Here is a 15,706-nt window from a genome sequence, read left to right on the forward strand (position 1 = left end):
TCGCCCGATGCTAGGTCGTCCGCCCCGGCCCGGCGCGCGGCAGGGTGCCCGGGCGGCATCCGGGAGGTCAGAGTACGGGGGAGGCCGGCGCGGCCGGGTCAGCGGGCCGGAGGAGCGTCCTTCGGGCGCCGGTCGAACAGGCCGCCCAGCCCTTCCAGCGCCTTGCCCATCTCGGACGGGACGATCCACACCTTGTTGGCGTCGCCCTTGGCGATCTCGGGCAGCGTCTGGAGGTACTGGTAGGCGAGCAGGTTCTGGTCCGGGTTGCCCTCGTGGATCGCCCGGAACACCATCGCGATCGCGTCGGCCTGGCCCTTGGCCCGCATGGCCTGCGCCTCGGCGTCCGCCTGCGCCCGCAGCACCGCGGCCTCCGCCTCGCCGCGCGCCTTCAGCACGGCGGCCTGCCGCTCCCCCTCGGCGGTCAGGATCGCCGCCTGCTTCTGTCCCTCGGCCGACAGGATGGACGCGCGCTTGTCGCGGTCGGCGCGCATCTGCTTCTCCATCGAGTCCTGGATCGAGGCGGGCGGGTCGATGGCCTTGAGCTCGACCCGGTTGACGCGGATCCCCCACTTGCCGGTGGCCTCGTCCAGCACGCCGCGGAGCTCGGAGTTGATCTCCTCACGGGAGGTCAGCGCGCGCTCCAGGTCCATGCCGCCGACGACGTTGCGCAGGGTGGTGACGGTGAGCTGCTCGACGCCGGTCAGGAAGTTGGCGATCTCGTACGTCGCGGACTGGGGGTCGGTCACCTGGAAGTAGATGACGGTGTCGATCGACACGACCAGGTTGTCGGAGGTGATCACCGGCTGGGGCGGGAAGGAGACGACCTGCTCGCGCAGGTCCACCGTGGTCTTCACCGCGTCGACGAACGGCACGACGATGTTCAGGCCCGGCGTCAGCGTGCGGTGGTAGCGCCCGAGCCGCTCCACGATGTACGCCCGCGCCTGCGGCACGATCCGGACGGTCCGATACAACGCGAACCCGGCGATGGCCACCACGACCACGGCCACGATCAGTGTCAATGGCGCTCTCTCCGTTCGCGCGTCGTGAGGACGCCTTTGAGCCGGTGCTCTTCCGTCGTCACTCGGAAGGGGGCTCGTTCCTCACCCCCTTCCTCCCTCCTCCTCCAGAGCACCGGCGCGTCCTCACGGAGAAGTGAGCGGGGTTGGAATTATAGGCGCACCGTAAGGGGGAATGGTGGGAGTTATCTCCATTCGCGGGGAAATGGGGATTTTGGGAGGGAGAGACAGGGGTGTACTAGTTAGCCGGGGAGGGCGCGGGCGTACCAGCGGCCGTCGGGGCTGCGTTCCAGGCTCAGGGGGACGCCGAAGGTGCGGGAGAGGTTGTCGGCGGTCATGACGTACTCCAGGGGGCCCTGGGCGACCACCGCGCCGTGGCGCAGGAGCAGGACGTGCGTGAAGCCGCTCGGCACCTCCTCGACGTGGTGTGTGACCAGCACCATCGTGGGCGCCGTGGCGTCGTGGGCCAGCGCGGACAGGCGGCGCACCAGGTCTTCGCGGCCGCCGAGGTCGAGGCCGGCGGCGGGCTCGTCCAGCAGCAGCAGCTCGGGGTCGGGCATCAGCGCGCGGGCGATCTGGACCCGTTTGCGCTCGCCCTCCGACAGAGTGCCGAACCGGCGCCTGATCAGATGGGCGCACCCGAGCTGGTCGATCAGCTCGACGGCGCGCGTGACGTCGCCGGAGTCGTAGTCCTCGTTCCACCGCCCGAGAATCGCGTACGAGGCGGTGAGCACGAGATCGATGACCTTCTCGTCGGAGGGCACCTTCTCGGCGATCGCCGAACTGGCGAGCCCGATGCGGGGCCGCAGATCGAAGACGTCCGTCTGGCCGAGCCGCTCGCCGAGGATCTCGGCCGTGCCCTCGCTGGGGTACATGAGGGCCGCCACGACCTGCAGGAGCGTGGTCTTCCCCGCGCCGTTCGGCCCGATGACGACCCAGCGCTCGTCCTCCTCGACGGTCCAGTCGATGCCCCGCAGCAGGGCCGCGCCATCTCTGCGGACGGCGACGTCCTGGAGCCGAAGCACCTGACCACCCATCCCCACTACCTCCCTGACATAGAACCCGGGCGGCCCGGTCACCCCGGAACCACCCGGCTTCACCGCGCGGGTGCCCCCGCCCGATGCCTCCGGACCAAACCTATTGCAGCATCAACGCATATCGTGGATCGGTGCACCCCGATTCACCGATCTCCGCCACCTTGGTCGCATGGGGCAATTCTTGGCTTGCCGGACATGTCGGCCTGGACGAAGCAGTGGACCGGCTGGAGCGCGCCGCGGGACCTCACGTCGTCTCCGTTGAGGGAACAGAGACCCCGCTGCGCGTGTTCCTCGCCGGCCTCCGCGCCGAGGGCGTGACCGGACTGCGCCTCTCCCTCCCTGTCGCCGGCGACCCGCTCGGGCTGACGGGTCCTCCCCCCTTCACCATGGCCGCCGTCGACGCCGGCGAGGCCGCCACGGCGCTGCTCCCCGGCGGCTGCGCCGGCCTGGTCCCGGCGCTCGACCGCCGCGGGTCGTCCTACACGGGCGTTCTCTGGACGGCGATGCCCGCCTCGCCGGCCCCGCCCGACGTCCCCGCCCTCGCCGAGGCCGAGCACGCCCTCACGCTGGCGATGCGCTCGGCCACCGACACCCTGGTCGCCGTCGAGGGGCCGGGCGGCGGCCCGCCGTCGATCGCCTCCGGCGGCGAGGGCCTCGCGCCCGGGTACCCGGCCCGCGCCCACCGCGTCGCCGCCCTGACCGCGCGGCTGGCGGCGGTGCTGCGCCTGGCCGACGACCGCGGCCTCACCGCCGGGCAGATCGCCACGCGCGGCCAGGCCCTGCGCGACCTGGACCGCGCGGTGCGGCGGGCCCGCGTGGCCGCCCACAACGCGATCATGGAGGGACGCCCGGCCTCGCTCAACACCCCGCCGGGCGGCTCCCGCCCCTGACCGCCTAGCTGTACTGACCACAGAGGTTGGGTACGGGGCGACACGAGCGAATGATCTTGTAATGGGTGAGGGCCTTCGGGTTCGGTGTGGATTGCGACATCTGCACCAAGACCCGAAAGGCCCTCATGCCCCACCGTAACGCCCCCCTGACCGAACTGGGACGCCTTCGCCTGGCCCGGTGCGTCGTCGAGGACGGCTGGCCACTGCGCCGTGCCGCCGAACGCTTCCAGGTCGCGGTGACCACCGCCCGCCGCTGGGCCGAGCGCTACCGCCTGCACGGTGCGGCAGGCATGACCGACCGCTCCAGCCGTCCACGCCACAGCCCTCGGCGTACTCCAACCCGTACCGAGCGGCGCATCATCAAGGTCCGTCTGGCCCACCGCTGGGGACCGGCCCGCATCGCCTACCTGCTGCGCCTCAACCCCGCCACCGTGCACCGCGTCCTGACCCGCTACCGCCTGGCCCGCCTGTCGCATCTGGACCGCGCCACGGCCACCCCCATCCGCCGCTACGAGCGCGCCACCCCAGGTGAACTCATCCACGTCGACATCAAAAAGCTGGGCAACATCCCCGACGGCGGCGGCCACAAGATCCACGGCCGGGCGGCAGGCGGCCGCAACAGCTCCGCCCACCGCGACCCGGCCCGGCCACGAACCCGCCACGGCCGCCCCAACCTGGGCTACGGCTATCTGCACAACGCCATCGACGACCACTCCCGCCTGGCCTACACCGAAATCCTGCCCGACGAGACCAAGGAAACCGCCACCGCGTTCTGGCTACGGGCCCAGGCATACTTCACCAGCTGCGGCATCACCGTGCAGCGGGTACTGACCGACAACGGCTCGGCCTACCGCTCCCACCTATGGCGCGACACCCTGACCGCAGCCGGCATCACCCACAAACGCACCCGCCCCTACCGTCCCCAGACCAACGGCAAGGTCGAACGCTACAACCGCACCCTGCTGGACGAATGGGCCTACGCCCACCCCTACCGGTCAGAGACCGAACGCCGCCAAGCACTCCCACAGTGGCTCCACACCTACAATCACCACCGCGGCCACACCGCGCTGAACGGCGCACCACCCGCCAGCCGCGTACCCAACCTCACGGGACAGAACACCTAGCCCAGGCCATGGCGTACCGCGTAGAGCGCCGCCTGGGTGCGGTCCTGGACTCCGAGCTTCATCAGCACGTTGGAGACGTGGGTCTTGACGGTCTTCTCGGCGACGACGAGCCTTCTGGCGATCTCGCGGTTGGACAGGCCCGAGGCGATCAGCGCCAGCACCTCGCGTTCCCGCTCGGTCAGCACCGCGATCGGCCCGGGGGCCCGCCCGGCCTCGGCGCCGCGACCGGCCAGCATGGCGTCGGCGGCCTCGGGCGCGAGCAGCACCTGGCCGCCGTGGACCGCGCGGATCGCCTGCACCAGCGCCGCCGGGTCGACGTCCTTGTAGAGGAAGCCCGCGGCCCCCGAGCGCATGGCGGGCGCGACGTCCCCCTTGTCGCTCACCGACGTCAGTACGATGACCCGCGCCCCGACGCCGCGCTCGGCCAGCCGTCCGAGCGCGCCGAGGCCGTCCAGCACGGGCATCTTCAGGTCGAGCAGCAGCACGTCGGGCGCCAGCGAGGCGGCCAGCTCGACGGCCTCGGCGCCGTCCGCGGCCTCGCCCACGACCTCCAGGTCGTCCTGCAGGCCGAGGAACGTCCGCAGCCCCTGGCGCACGACGGGATGGTCGTCGGCGATCAGCACCCGGATCACGCGGGGACCTCCAGCAGGACGGTGGTGCCCGCGCCGGGCTCGGAGGACACGCGCAGCGCCCCGCCGGCCTCCTCGGCGCGGTCGCGCATCGACACCAGGCCGAGCCCTCGGGTGGGCCCGTCCACGTCGAAGCCGTCGCCGTCGTCGCTGATCTCCAGCGTGAGGCGCGACCCCGGCACGCTCAGCCGCACGGCGATGGAGGACGCGCCCGCGTGCCTGAGGGCGTTGTGCACGGCCTCCTGGGCCACGCGCAGGACGGTGACCTCGGTGGCCGCGGGCAGGTCACCCGCCTCCCCGGTGGCGCTGAACGAGACCGTCTCGGGGTTGAGGCGGTCGAGCAGGGCGACGTGCTTGCGCAGGGTCTCCACGAGGCCGTGCCGGTCCAGCTCGGCCGGGCGCAGCTCGACGATCACGGCCCGCAGCTCGGCCAGCGCCTCGCCCGCCAGGCGCTCCACGCGCTCGATCTCCGCCAGGGCGCGCCCGGGGTGCGCGTGGACCAGGGCGGCGGCGGCCTGGGCGGTGAGCCGCAGCGAGAACAGCTTCTGCGTCACCGCGTCGTGTAGCTCACGGGCCACGCGGGTGCGCTCCTCGACGACCGTGAGCTCGCGCCCGCGCTCGTACAGGCGCGCGTTGGTCAGGGCGATGGCGGCGTGCGCGGCGAACAGGGTGAGCAGGTCCTGGTCATGGGAGGTGAAGCCGCCGGGGGCGCGCTTGTTGGACAGGAAGATGATCCCGAGCACCTGGTCGCCGTCCCGGATGGGCACGCCGATGAAGTCCTTGAGCACCGGGTGCGCGCTCGGCCACCACTCGAACCGCGGATCCTCGCGGATGTCGGGCAGGCGCACCGGGGCGGCGTCGCGGAGCATCGCGGCGAGCATGCCGTGCTGGCGCGGCAGCGGGCCGATGGCGTCCCACTGCTTGTCGCTGAGGCCCTCGGCGACGAACTCGGCGAACGAGCCGTCCTCGTCCGGCACGCCGAGCGCGGCGTACCGGGCGTCGAGCAGGGTCTTGGCCGAGCGGACGATGACCTGCAGCACCTCGCGGACCGACAGGTGGCGCGTGACGGCCAGCACCGCCGAGCTGACGGCGTGCAGCACGGCGTCGCGCTCGCCGCGCGGTTCGGAGGTCACGCCCACACTGTAGGCGGGCGCGCCGGGCGGGGGGCCTCCGCCGTTGGTCCTAGGCCCATGAGCGCAGGACGGGGCCGGTCGCGGGCCCGATGCCCGCGCGGCGGCGCGCTCCTAGCGTCGGGGCATGACCGATGAAACCCCTTCCGCCCCGCGGCGCACGGCGCTGGTCACGGGCGCCTCCCGCGGCCTCGGCCTGGCCCTCGCGCGGGAGCTGTCCGCCCGGGGCTGGCAGCTCGTCATCACCGCGCGCGGCGCCGCCGACCTGGAGAAGGCCGCGCTGGAGACCGGCGCCACCGCCGTGCCCGGCGACGTGACCGACCCCGCGCACCGGGCCGCCCTCGCGCGGGTCGCCAACGAGTTCGGCGGCCTGGACCTGCTGGTCAACAACGCGAGCACGCTCGGCGCGGTCCCGCTGCCGCCGCTGGCCGCCTATCCCCTGGACGTGCTCGCCGGCGCCGTACAGGCCAACGTGATCGCGCCCCTGGCCCTGATCCAGGCGACACTGCGCGGGCTGCGCGAGCGCGGCGGCGCGGTCGTCAACATCACCTCCGACGCGGCCGTCGAGCCCTACGAGGGCTGGGGCGGGTACGGCCTGACCAAGGCGGCGCTCGACCACCTCTCGTACGTGCTCGCCGTCGAGGAGCCCGGCGTCGCCGTCTGGTCGGTGGACCCGGGCGAGATGCGCACGCGCATGCTCGCCGACGCCGTCGGCGAGGAGGAGGCCGCGGGCGCCGACGACCCCGAGGTCGTGGCGCCGTTCATCGCCGACCTGGTCGAGCGACGGCCGGAGAGCGGCCGGGTGAGCCGGTGATCGCCTTCGACCTGCCCAGGGTCCGTGAGGCCCACGAGCCGCCGGAGGCCCGCGGCCTGGCGCGCGACCACGTCCGGCTGATGGTCTCCAGCACCGAGACCGGCGCCGTCACCCACCACACCTTCACCGACCTGCCGGAACTGCTGCGGCCGGGAGATCTGCTCGTCGTCAACGACTCGATCACCCTGGCCGCCGCCGTGCCGCTGGACCGGCTGGCGGTGCACTTCTCCACCGCGCGCGAGGACGGCACGTGGCTGGTGGAGCTGCGCCGGCGCGTGGGAGGGGCCACGGCGCCGTACCCGGGGGGCGCGCCCGGCGAGTGGCTGCCGCTGCCGGGAGGCGCGACGCTGCGGCTGCTGGAGCGCGAGACGCCGCGGTTGTGGCGTGCCGCGCTCGACCGGGACGTCCCCGGGTACCTGGCCGAGCACGGGCTGCCCATCCGGTACTCCTACGTGCCGCGGGAGTGGCCGTTGTCGGCCTACCAGACGGTGTTCGGCGTGCGCCCGGGCAGCGCGGAGATGCCGAGCGCGGGACGGCCGTTCAGCCACGAGCTGGTGACCGCGCTCGTCAGCCGGGGGATCCTCGTCGCGCCGGTCACCCTGCACACCGGCGTGGCCTCGCCGGAGAAGGACGAGCCGCCGTACCCGGAGCGGTTCGCGGTGCCCGAGCACACCGCGCGCCTGGTGAACCAGGCCGAGGGCCGGGTGATCGCCGTGGGGACGACGGTGGTGCGGGCGCTGGAGACGGCGGCGCTCGGGGCCCCGCGGGGCAGGGTGCGGGCCGCGGCGGGCTTCACCTCGCACGTCGTCACCCCGGCCGAGGGCGTGCGGGCGGTGGACGGCCTGATCACGGGGCTGCACGAGCCGAAGTCCAGCCATCTGATGATGCTGTCGGCCATCGCCGGAGAGGAGCTTCTTTCCCGGTCATATGAGGAGGCACTCCGCGAAGGCTACCTATGGCATGAATTCGGAGACGTCCACCTGATCACGTCGGGTAAATTTCCAATAAAGTGACACACAAGGACATTACAAGTCCGCCGCCCCATGATGGGTCAGTCGTTCAGTCACCTCTACGGGAGTTCTCACCCATGCGTCGGTACCTCTCCACTTGTGCCGCTCTCACCGTGGCCGGAGCCCTGGCGGGCGCCTCGCTGGCCACCTCTGCCTCGGCGTCCACGTCCGCGGCGACCTCGGCACAGCACACGGTCACCACCACCCAGACGGCCGCCAAGCCCCAGTCGCCGCTTTCCACCCGCATCGTGTGGAACAAGGCGGTGCGCCGTGGCGGCACGATCACCTACTCGGTCAAGAGCACCAACAAGGGTGAGTGGGCGACCGACGTGGCCGGCCTTTTCGCCACGCTTCCGAGGGGCGCGAGCAAGATCCGCGTGGTCAGCAGGTCGAAGGCGTTCTGCGAGGTTTCCGGCCGCGATCTGTTCTGCCTTTATGGCACCCTCAACTCGGGCCGCTCGGCCTCGCTCAAGGTGAAGGTGTGGCTGAAGAGGAGCACCCGCGGCACGGCCGTGGCCGAGTTCGGCCACTTCTCCATCGACGTCCCCGCGGGCGTGGACATCACCAACGAGGAGGAACTGAACAAGCTCGACATCCAGAACCAGATCCTCTGGAAGACGTTCAAGACCAGGATCGTGCGCTGAGCAGGGCGGGCGCGCCACGTCGCGCCCGCCGCCGGCATGGCGAGGCGGCCACCGTCCCGACGGTGGCCGCCTTGTCGCGTTCCGGGGGTCCGGGCCCGGGTACGGGAAATGCGGCCGGGTAATGGCGGCAAAACGCTGCGTGATACCCCCACGCGGGAACCGTCGCGGCGGCGGCACGCGGGCTTTTCCCCTTGTCTTTCCGTCACCGCCCGCTCACGCCCGCGCCGGACGGCCATCCCTTCCCTGCTATAGGGATGGTCCACATTCGCATCACAATATGCGGGTAAATGGGAAATAAGGTGTGACGGGCGCCGGAGATCATGATAGAAACGTGCCGTTTACGTGCGGGCTTCGCTGACGAGCCTCCGGAAGCTCCGGCACGGCCGCACGCGCGTCCGACGGGACTCCTCGTCCCATCGCCGGAAGGCGCCACGCCTCCCCGGCCCACGCACCCACGTTCGACGCCGTGGAGCCCTGTGCTCCGCGGCGTGCGGTTCCGCGCGCTCGCGTGCCACGGGAACGTTCCCGAGCGCGTGGTCCCGGCCCTGTCCCCCATCCCATGGAGAATCCCTATGCGTCACCCGCTCGCCAAGATCGTGGCAACGGCCGTCGCCGTTCCGCTGACGGGAGCCCTGATGTTCGCCGCGCTCCCGGCCTCGGCCGCGACGAGCGCGAAGAGCAGCACCGCGACGGCCGAGGCCGCCGGCGAAGACCCGTACTCCGCGTTCTCGGTGACGGTCACCGGGCCCAAGAAGGTCAAGCGCGGCGGCGAGATCACCTACCGGATCAAGGGCGTCAACAACGGCCCCTGGACCGCCGACGACTACTACTTCGGCGGCACGCTGCCCAAGGGCATCCGCGGGCCGGTCTACTACGACGGCCCCAAGGGCACCAAGTGCGGCTTCTTCCCCGACGGCTTCTGGTGCTGGCCGCCGTACGTGCTGGAGAAGGGCGAGAGCACCTGGCTGACCATCACCGTCCGGCTGAAGAAGGGCACCACGGGCACGGCCACGGCCAAGCTCGGCGTCAACACCTGGAACTGGCCGACCGGCGCGGAGGACCTGAGCCGCGACGAGCTCAGGAGGGTCGGCGTCAAGGGCTGGTACTTCACCAAGCCGGTGAAGACCAAGATCGCGCGCTGAGCACACCGGGGGAGGGCCCGTCCGCCGGGCGGCCCTCCCCGCGGGGCATGGGCGCCAGGCCCCCGGTCGGGCTACGCCGCGACCAGCACGTCGTGGCGGCGCGGGGCGTCCCCCGACACCGTGGCGTGCGCGATGCCCGCCAGGGACCGCCGCGTGACGCCCGCCGCGGGCGCGTAGGCGACCTGCGGGAACATCGTCACCTCGACCACGAGGCCGCGGGCCGCGATCACCCGCCGCAGCGACGCCGGCAGCGTGTCGTCGCCCACGAACGCCGGCCCCGTCGCCGGGTCGCTCCCCTCGTCGCGGAACCGCAGCCGGACCGGCCGCACCGGCGCGCCCGCGTCGATCGCCGCCTGGAACATCGCCGGGCGGAACGGCCCCATCGCCCTGCCGCACGTGGTCGTGCCCTCGGGGAAGACCGCGACGTCGTGCCCGGCGCGCAGCGCGCCCGCGACGTCCCGCACGGTGCCGGGCAGCGTCGAGAGCCGTTCGCGGTCGATGAAGATCGCGCCACCGGACGCCACCAGCGAGCCCAGCACCGGCCAGCGGGCGATGTCGCTCTTGGCCAGCGGCCTGCACGGCGTGATCGCGGCCACCACCAGCGGATCCAGCCACGACACGTGGTTGGCCACCAGCAGCGCGCCGCACGTCCCCGCGCCGGGCGCCACCGGGGCCGCGGACGCCGCCGAACCGCCCAGCACGCTGAACCCCTGCGCGACCTCCAGCCGGATGCCGAGCACTCGCAGCAGCAGTCTCGCCCAGCGCATGGTGACCTCGCCGCGCCGCCGGTCGTCGAACCGGCGGGCCACCAGCGACCAGGAGACGCCGCCCGCCACGACCCCGAGGGCCCCGAGCACGCGCAGCGCCCGCCGGACCGGGCCCGCCGTCCTGGCGGGGGACCTGACGCAGCCGCCCACCGTGCAGGCGGCGACGGGGAGCCAGCTCATTCGGTCACCCCGAGGAAGTGCCGCAGGTAACGGACGTCCACGTTGGCCAGCGACAGCAGCACGAAGAAGTCGGCCGTCCCGAAGTCCGGGTCGTGGGCGGGGGCGCCGCAGATCCACGCGCCGAGGCGCAGGTAGCCGCGCAGCAGCGGCGGCACCACGAACCTGCCCGGACGGGCCACGCCCGCGTCCGGCCACATGCGGTGCGGCGTCACCCGGTACTTCTCCGGGCCGAACGGGACGTTGTCCACCACGCCCGCGGCCGCCGCCCCTCCGTCGTCCAAGGGGATCGAGCAGCACCCGCCGAGCCAGCCGTAGCCGCCGCTCACCATGTAGTGGGCGATCCCCGCCCACATCAGCCCGATCACCGCGCCCCCGCGATGGTCCGGGTGCACGCACGTGCGCCCGGCTTCTACCAATCCGGCCCGGATCCCGGAGAGCGCGGAAAGGTCGAACTCGCCGTCGGAGTACAGGCGGTCGGCACGGCCCGGCGCCAGCATCCGATAGGTGCCGACCACCGTGTCGCCCTCGCGCACCAGCAAGTGGTCGCAGTAGGCGTCGAACCTGTCCACGTCCAGCCCGGAGACCGGCGAGTCCAGCCGGGCGCCCATCTCGCCGGCGAAGACCTCGTACCGCAGCCGCTGCGCCGCGCGCAGGTCGGCCGGCGTCCTCGCCAGCCCGAGCGTGTACCGCCCGCGCGCGTCGGTCAGACCTCGATCGGAAAGCCCTGGGGTTCCCGGGACGCCCGCCGGAGGCGGGAGGGCGGAGGTGGGATCCGCCGGTACGGCGGCCCGCGCGGAACCGTTACCGCCGTGGACACGGTCGGTGAAGACCTGGGTCATGGCATGCCTCCTCATGTGGCACACCCATGAAGACATGCGGAGATGGCTATCTGCCGTCCGTATGGTGAACCGCTTACGCGTTCACTCTGAGCGGTCGGTAGCGTTGTCCGCGATGAAGCAGCGCACGCTTTTGATCACGCTCACCGGTCCCGACCGGCCCGGGGTGACGTCCCGCTTGTTCGGCACGCTGGCGTCCTTCCCCGTGAACGTCGTCGATGTCGAGCAGGTCGTCATCCGCGGCCGTCTCGTGCTCGGCGTCCTCGTCATGTACGCGGGCGGGCCGCCGACCGGCACCGGCGGCACCCTCGGCGCCATGTGGGCCGCCGTCGAACGCGTGGCCGAGGACCTCGGCATGGAGGTCGAGCTCGCCACCGGCACCGACACCAAAGAGAAGCGCCGCAGGGGACGTCTCCACGTGACCGTCCTCGGCGAACCGCTCGAACCCGCGGCGCTCGCCGGCATCGCCGGCCGCATCTCCGCCGCCGGCGCCAACATCGACCGCATCGAACGCCTGGCCCACCTGCCGGTCACGTGCATCGAGCTGGAGGTCTCCGGCGCCGACCCCGCCCTGCTGCGCACCGCGCTCGCCGCCGAGGCCGTGCTCCAGCAGGTCGACGTCGCCGTCCAGCGCTCCGGGCTCCACCGGCGCACCAAGCGGCTGATCGTCATGGACGTCGACTCCACGCTGATCCGCGGGGAGGTCATCGAGCTGCTGGCCGCGCACGCCGGGTGCATGGACGAGGTCGAGAAGATCACCTCGGCCGCGATGCGCGGCGAGCTCGACTTCGCCGCATCCCTGCGCGAGCGGGTGGCCCTGCTCGAAGGGCTCCCCGCCGACGTCTTCGAGGCCGTACGGCAGGAGGTCGTGCTCACCCCCGGCGCCCGCACGCTCGTGCGCACGCTCAAGCGCCTCGACTACCGCTTCGCCATCGTCAGCGGCGGCTTCACCCAGATCACCGACGCACTGGTGGAGGAGCTCGGCATCGACTACTCGGCCGCCAACACCCTGGAGGTCGTGAACGGCAAGCTCACCGGCCGCGTCGTCGGCGAGATCGTCGACCGTCCGGGCAAGGCGCGGGCGCTGGAGCGGTTCGCGCGGCAGGCGGGCATCCCGATCAGCCAGACCGTCGCCATCGGGGACGGCGCCAACGACCTCGACATGATCGGCGCGGCGGGGCTCGGCATCGCCTTCAACGCCAAGCCCGTGCTGCGGGACGCGGCCGACGCCGCCGTCAACGTGCCCTACCTGGACACGATCCTGTACCTGCTCGGCATCTCGCGCGAGGAGGTCGAGGCCGCCGACGCCGAGGACGGCCTGGCGGCCCCGGGCCCGGCCTGACCCCCGGCGCCCAGCCATCCCGGGACGGCCCGCCGGCGGCCGTCCACGGGTGTGCGGGCGCTCAGTCGTCCCTGGGCTTCCAGCGGTGCACCACGCGGCCGTCCCCGGGGCCGAGGCCCGCCCAGCCGTCCGTCTCCAGCACCGCGAACGCCCCCGGCGGGAACCCCTCGTCGTCGTGCGACAGGGACAGGTTCATCACCAGCTCGTGCACGCCCGGATTGTGGCCGACGAGCAGCAGGGTCGAGACGTCCTCGTCGGTCCGGCCGACGAGTTCGAGAAGCTCGTCGGGGTACGCCTCGTAGATCTCGCTCTCCAGGTGCAGGGGAGCCGAGGGCGCCAGGTCCGCCAGGGCCAGCTCGGCGGTCTGCCGGGTCCGCAGCGAGGGCGAGCAGAGCACCAGATCGGGAGACAGCCCCAGCGACCTCAGCGCCCGCCCCGCACGCCCGGCGTCGCGCTCGCCGCGCCCGGTCAGGGGGCGCTCCCTGTCCGCCAGGCCGGGCACCTGCGCGGCCTTGGCGTGTCTCAGGACGATCAGCGTGTTCATCTGCCCAACTATCCCATTACACGCGTACGGCCACCGCCCAACCCGGGCGGCGGCCGTACGTCTTCTGCGTCAGGCGATCAGGACCCGGGTCAGCCGGGGACCTTCTCGCTCTCGACCTGCGGACGCGGGTCGTCGCTCGACGGGGCGATGCTCGTCGAGCGCCGCTTGGAGATCACGACCGCGCCCACGACGACCGCCACCGCGACCACCGTGACGCCGACGCGCAGAGCGGCGTTGTCGGCGTAGGTCACGACGGCCGGGGCGATGAGCAGGGCCACCAGGTTCATGACCTTGATCAGCGGGTTGATCGCCGGGCCCGCGGTGTCCTTGAACGGGTCGCCGACGGTGTCGCCGATGACCGTGGCCGCGTGGGCGTCGGAGCCCTTGCCGCCGTGGTGGCCGTCCTCGACCAGCTTCTTGGCGTTGTCCCAGGCGCCGCCGGAGTTGGCCAGGAACACGGCCATCAGCGTGCCCGCCGCGATGGCGCCGGCGAGGTAGGCGCCGAGCGGGGCGTACCCGAGGGCGAAGCCGACCGCGATCGGCGTCATGACGGCGAGCAGACCCGGCGTCGCCAGCTCGCGCAGCGAGTCGCGGGTGCAGATGTCGACGACGCGGCCGTAGTCGGGCAGCTCGGTGCCGGACATGATGCCGGGCTTGGTGCGGAACTGCTCGCGGACCTCGTACACGACACGCCCGGCCGCCCGGCCCACGGCGCTGATCGCGAGCCCGGAGAACAGGAACACGACCGCCGCGCCGACGACCAGGCCGACGAGGACGTTCGGGGCGTCCACGCTGAGGCTGAACGACGAGAACTGGCCCAGGGCGTCCTTCACCCCGGCCGAGGCGGTGGCCAGCTTGTCTTCGACCGCTGTCCTGAAGGACCCGAACAGCGCCGTCGCGGCGAGCACCGCGGTCGCGATCGCGATGCCCTTGGTGATCGCCTTGGTGGTGTTGCCGACCGCGTCCAGGGAGGTCAGGATCGTCGCGCCCTCGCCCTCCACGTCGCCGGACATCTCGGCGATGCCCTGGGCGTTGTCCGACACCGGGCCGAAGGTGTCCATCGAGACGATGACGCCGACGGTGGTGAGCAGGCCGGTGCCGGCCAGGGCGACGGCGAACAGCGCCACCGTCACGTTGCCGAAGCCCAGCAGGAACGCGCCGTAGACGGCGCCGCCGATGAGCAGGGCGGAGTAGACCGCGGACTCCAGGCCGACGGAGATGCCGGAGAGGATGACGGTCGCGGGGCCGGTCAGCGAGCTCTCGCCGATCTCCTTCACCGGACGGCGGTTGGTCTCGGTGAAGTAGCCCGTGAGGATCTGGATCGCGCTCGCCAGCACCAGGCCGACCAGCACCGCGCCGATGGCGATCACGCGCGGGTCGGCGTCGAGCTGCGCCACGCCGGCGCTCACGCCGCTCAGCTCGGCGAACGTGCTCGGCAGGTAGATGAACGCCGCCACGGCGACCAGGATCGCCGAGATGATCGCGGAGATGAAGAACCCGCGGTTGATGGCCGCCATGCCGGAACGGTCGCCGTTGCGCGGGGCCGTGGTGAAGATGCCGATGATGGCGGTCAGTACGCCGATCATGGGAACGATCAGCGGGAAGACCAGGCCCTCCGTGCCGAAGGCCGCCTTGCCCAGGATGAGGCTCGCGACCAGCATGACCGCGTAGGACTCGAACAGGTCGGCCGCCATGCCGGCGCAGTCGCCGACGTTGTCGCCCACGTTGTCGGCGATGGTGGCGGCGTTGCGCGGGTCGTCCTCCGGGATGCCCTGCTCGACCTTGCCGACCAGGTCGGCGCCCACGTCGGCCGCCTTGGTGAAGATGCCGCCGCCGACACGCATGAACATCGCGAGCAGCGCGGCGCCGAAGCCGAAGCCCTCCAGGACGCTCGGCGCGTCGCCCTTGTAGATGAAGACGACGATGGCCGCGCCCAGCAGGCCGAGCCCGACGGTGAACATGCCCGCCACACCACCGGTGCGGAAGGCGATGCGCATCGCCGGCCTCTCGCCGGACTCACGGGCGGCGGCCGCGACGCGGACGTTGCCCCGCACCGCCAGCCACATGCCCATGAAGCCGGTCAGCGCGGAGAACACCGCGCCGACCACGAAGAAGACCGAGCGCCCGACGGCCACACCGGTCGACTCCGACGGCAGCAACAAGAGCAGGAACGGGATGAGGATCACAAAGACGGCCAGAGTGCGGAACTGCCGCGTGAGATACGCGGCAGCGCCCTCCTGTACGGCCCGCGCGATGTTCTGCATGCGCTCGGTGCCTTGACCGGCGCCGAGCACCTCGCGGACGAGGCCGCCCGCGACGGCCAGCGCGATCAGCGCCACCGCGGCCACCACGACCACGATCGTGAGATGGGAACCGCTAAGGGATACCGCTGCGGCGTCGTCAGCGGCGAGATAGAGCCTAGACATCCGTCCTCCTCGGCCAGACGGGTAGGTCCACAGCTCAGACCGCGCTGCGGAATGAGTTCGGGGGGCGGCGCGCATCCGAGCTGGATTGGCAGTGCCGCTTCCGGTAACGTCCGCAGATCCCGCAGGGCGTCTGTCGATCTGCGGGGACAAAACCTTGGCCGGTGCGGGGAGTCTA

The 15,706-nt window shown here is 72.2% G+C and carries 15 protein-coding genes; 7 read left to right on the forward strand and 8 right to left on the reverse strand.

The features are described 5' to 3' along the window. Positions 1 to 98: 98 nt before the first annotated feature. The gene (locus BJ982_RS02925; RefSeq protein WP_184876296.1) at positions 99 to 1,019 is read right to left on the reverse strand and encodes an SPFH domain-containing protein; all 921 of its coding nucleotides are present in this window, start codon (positions 1,017 to 1,019) and stop codon (positions 99 to 101) included. 239 nt (positions 1,020 to 1,258) lie between these two features. Continuing rightward, positions 1,259 to 2,053, reverse strand: coding sequence for an ABC transporter ATP-binding protein (locus BJ982_RS02930; protein WP_184876298.1), 795 nt, complete (start codon positions 2,051 to 2,053; stop codon positions 1,259 to 1,261). 131 nt (positions 2,054 to 2,184) lie between these two features. Here BJ982_RS02930 and BJ982_RS02935 point away from each other — a divergent pair, with 131 nt between their 5' ends. Together BJ982_RS02935 and BJ982_RS02940 are read left to right on the forward strand one after the other, a co-directional pair. Then, on the forward strand, positions 2,185 to 2,943 hold the full coding sequence (locus BJ982_RS02935) for an Rv1486c family protein (RefSeq protein ID WP_184876300.1): 759 nt from the start codon (positions 2,185 to 2,187) through the stop codon (positions 2,941 to 2,943). A gap of 125 nt (positions 2,944 to 3,068) precedes the next feature. Further along, entirely contained in the window at positions 3,069 to 4,067 is a 999-nt protein-coding gene (locus BJ982_RS02940) for an IS481 family transposase (RefSeq protein ID WP_184876302.1), read from the forward strand. Here the strand turns inward: BJ982_RS02940 and BJ982_RS02945 are convergent. Together BJ982_RS02945 and BJ982_RS02950 are read right to left on the reverse strand one after the other, a co-directional pair. Beyond that, on the reverse strand, positions 4,064 to 4,699 hold the full coding sequence (locus BJ982_RS02945; protein ID WP_184876304.1) for a response regulator: 636 nt from the start codon (positions 4,697 to 4,699) through the stop codon (positions 4,064 to 4,066). The genes BJ982_RS02940 and BJ982_RS02945 overlap by 4 nt on opposite strands. Continuing rightward, a complete protein-coding gene (locus BJ982_RS02950; protein WP_239123269.1) occupies positions 4,696 to 5,829 on the reverse strand; it encodes a GAF domain-containing sensor histidine kinase in 1,134 nt (377 codons plus the stop codon). Before BJ982_RS02950 ends, BJ982_RS02945 begins: the two co-directional genes overlap by 4 nt. A 124-nt stretch (positions 5,830 to 5,953) precedes the next feature. Between BJ982_RS02950 and BJ982_RS02955 the strand changes: the two genes are divergently transcribed. The 4 genes from BJ982_RS02955 (at position 5,954) to BJ982_RS02970 (ending at position 9,436) form a co-directional block, all read left to right on the forward strand. Then, positions 5,954 to 6,640, forward strand: coding sequence for an SDR family NAD(P)-dependent oxidoreductase (locus BJ982_RS02955; RefSeq protein ID WP_184876308.1), 687 nt, complete (start codon positions 5,954 to 5,956; stop codon positions 6,638 to 6,640). Next, on the forward strand, positions 6,637 to 7,653 hold the full coding sequence (locus BJ982_RS02960) for an S-adenosylmethionine:tRNA ribosyltransferase-isomerase (protein ID WP_184876310.1): 1,017 nt from the start codon (positions 6,637 to 6,639) through the stop codon (positions 7,651 to 7,653). Before BJ982_RS02955 ends, BJ982_RS02960 begins: the two co-directional genes overlap by 4 nt. 74 nt (positions 7,654 to 7,727) lie before the next feature. After that, positions 7,728 to 8,294, forward strand: a complete 567-nt coding sequence (locus BJ982_RS02965) for a hypothetical protein (protein WP_184876312.1) — start codon at positions 7,728 to 7,730, stop codon at positions 8,292 to 8,294. A 572-nt stretch (positions 8,295 to 8,866) separates the two neighbouring features. Next, complete coding sequence (locus BJ982_RS02970) at positions 8,867 to 9,436, forward strand: DUF11 domain-containing protein (protein ID WP_184876313.1); 570 nt, start codon at positions 8,867 to 8,869, stop codon at positions 9,434 to 9,436. 71 nt (positions 9,437 to 9,507) lie between these two features. Here the strand turns inward: BJ982_RS02970 and BJ982_RS02975 are convergent, their stop codons facing one another. Both BJ982_RS02975 and BJ982_RS02980 read right to left on the reverse strand, forming a co-directional pair. Further along, positions 9,508 to 10,383: a lysophospholipid acyltransferase family protein gene (locus BJ982_RS02975; RefSeq protein ID WP_184876315.1), complete on the reverse strand. Its 876-nt coding sequence runs from the start codon at positions 10,381 to 10,383 to the stop codon at positions 9,508 to 9,510. Next, positions 10,380 to 11,222: a GNAT family N-acetyltransferase gene (locus tag BJ982_RS02980; protein ID WP_184876317.1), complete on the reverse strand. Its 843-nt coding sequence runs from the start codon at positions 11,220 to 11,222 to the stop codon at positions 10,380 to 10,382. Before BJ982_RS02980 ends, BJ982_RS02975 begins: the two co-directional genes overlap by 4 nt. A 112-nt stretch (positions 11,223 to 11,334) precedes the next feature. Here BJ982_RS02980 and serB point away from each other — a divergent pair, with 112 nt between their 5' ends. Further along, entirely contained in the window at positions 11,335 to 12,561 is a 1,227-nt protein-coding gene (gene serB, locus BJ982_RS02985; protein ID WP_184876319.1) for a phosphoserine phosphatase SerB, read from the forward strand. A gap of 61 nt (positions 12,562 to 12,622) precedes the next feature. Here serB and BJ982_RS02990 read toward each other — a convergent pair whose 3' ends face one another. After that, positions 12,623 to 13,105: a SixA phosphatase family protein gene (locus BJ982_RS02990; protein ID WP_221482264.1), complete on the reverse strand. Its 483-nt coding sequence runs from the start codon at positions 13,103 to 13,105 to the stop codon at positions 12,623 to 12,625. 89 nt (positions 13,106 to 13,194) lie between these two features. Next, entirely contained in the window at positions 13,195 to 15,531 is a 2,337-nt protein-coding gene (locus BJ982_RS02995) for a sodium-translocating pyrophosphatase (protein WP_184876321.1), read from the reverse strand. Positions 15,532 to 15,706: the final 175 nt, after the last annotated feature.

The sequence above is a fragment of the Sphaerisporangium siamense genome (assembly GCF_014205275.1).
GTDB lineage: Bacteria > Actinomycetota > Actinomycetes > Streptosporangiales > Streptosporangiaceae > Sphaerisporangium > Sphaerisporangium siamense.

Coding starts and splice junctions, on each gene's coding strand:
- BJ982_RS02930 (WP_184876298.1), bottom strand. CDS start 2,053: ATGGGTGGTCAGGTGCTTCGGCTCCAGGACGTCGCCGTCCGCAGAGAT.
- BJ982_RS02940 (WP_184876302.1), top strand. CDS start 3,069: ATGCCCCACCGTAACGCCCCCCTGACCGAACTGGGACGCCTTCGCCTG.
- BJ982_RS02955 (WP_184876308.1), top strand. CDS start 5,954: ATGACCGATGAAACCCCTTCCGCCCCGCGGCGCACGGCGCTGGTCACG.
- BJ982_RS02965 (WP_184876312.1), top strand. CDS start 7,728: ATGCGTCGGTACCTCTCCACTTGTGCCGCTCTCACCGTGGCCGGAGCC.
- BJ982_RS02970 (WP_184876313.1), top strand. CDS start 8,867: ATGCGTCACCCGCTCGCCAAGATCGTGGCAACGGCCGTCGCCGTTCCG.
- BJ982_RS02975 (WP_184876315.1), bottom strand. CDS start 10,383: ATGAGCTGGCTCCCCGTCGCCGCCTGCACGGTGGGCGGCTGCGTCAGG.
- BJ982_RS02980 (WP_184876317.1), bottom strand. CDS start 11,222: ATGACCCAGGTCTTCACCGACCGTGTCCACGGCGGTAACGGTTCCGCG.
- serB (WP_184876319.1), top strand. CDS start 11,335: ATGAAGCAGCGCACGCTTTTGATCACGCTCACCGGTCCCGACCGGCCC.
- BJ982_RS02990 (WP_221482264.1), bottom strand. CDS start 13,105: ATGAACACGCTGATCGTCCTGAGACACGCCAAGGCCGCGCAGGTGCCC.
- BJ982_RS02995 (WP_184876321.1), bottom strand. CDS start 15,531: ATGTCTAGGCTCTATCTCGCCGCTGACGACGCCGCAGCGGTATCCCTT.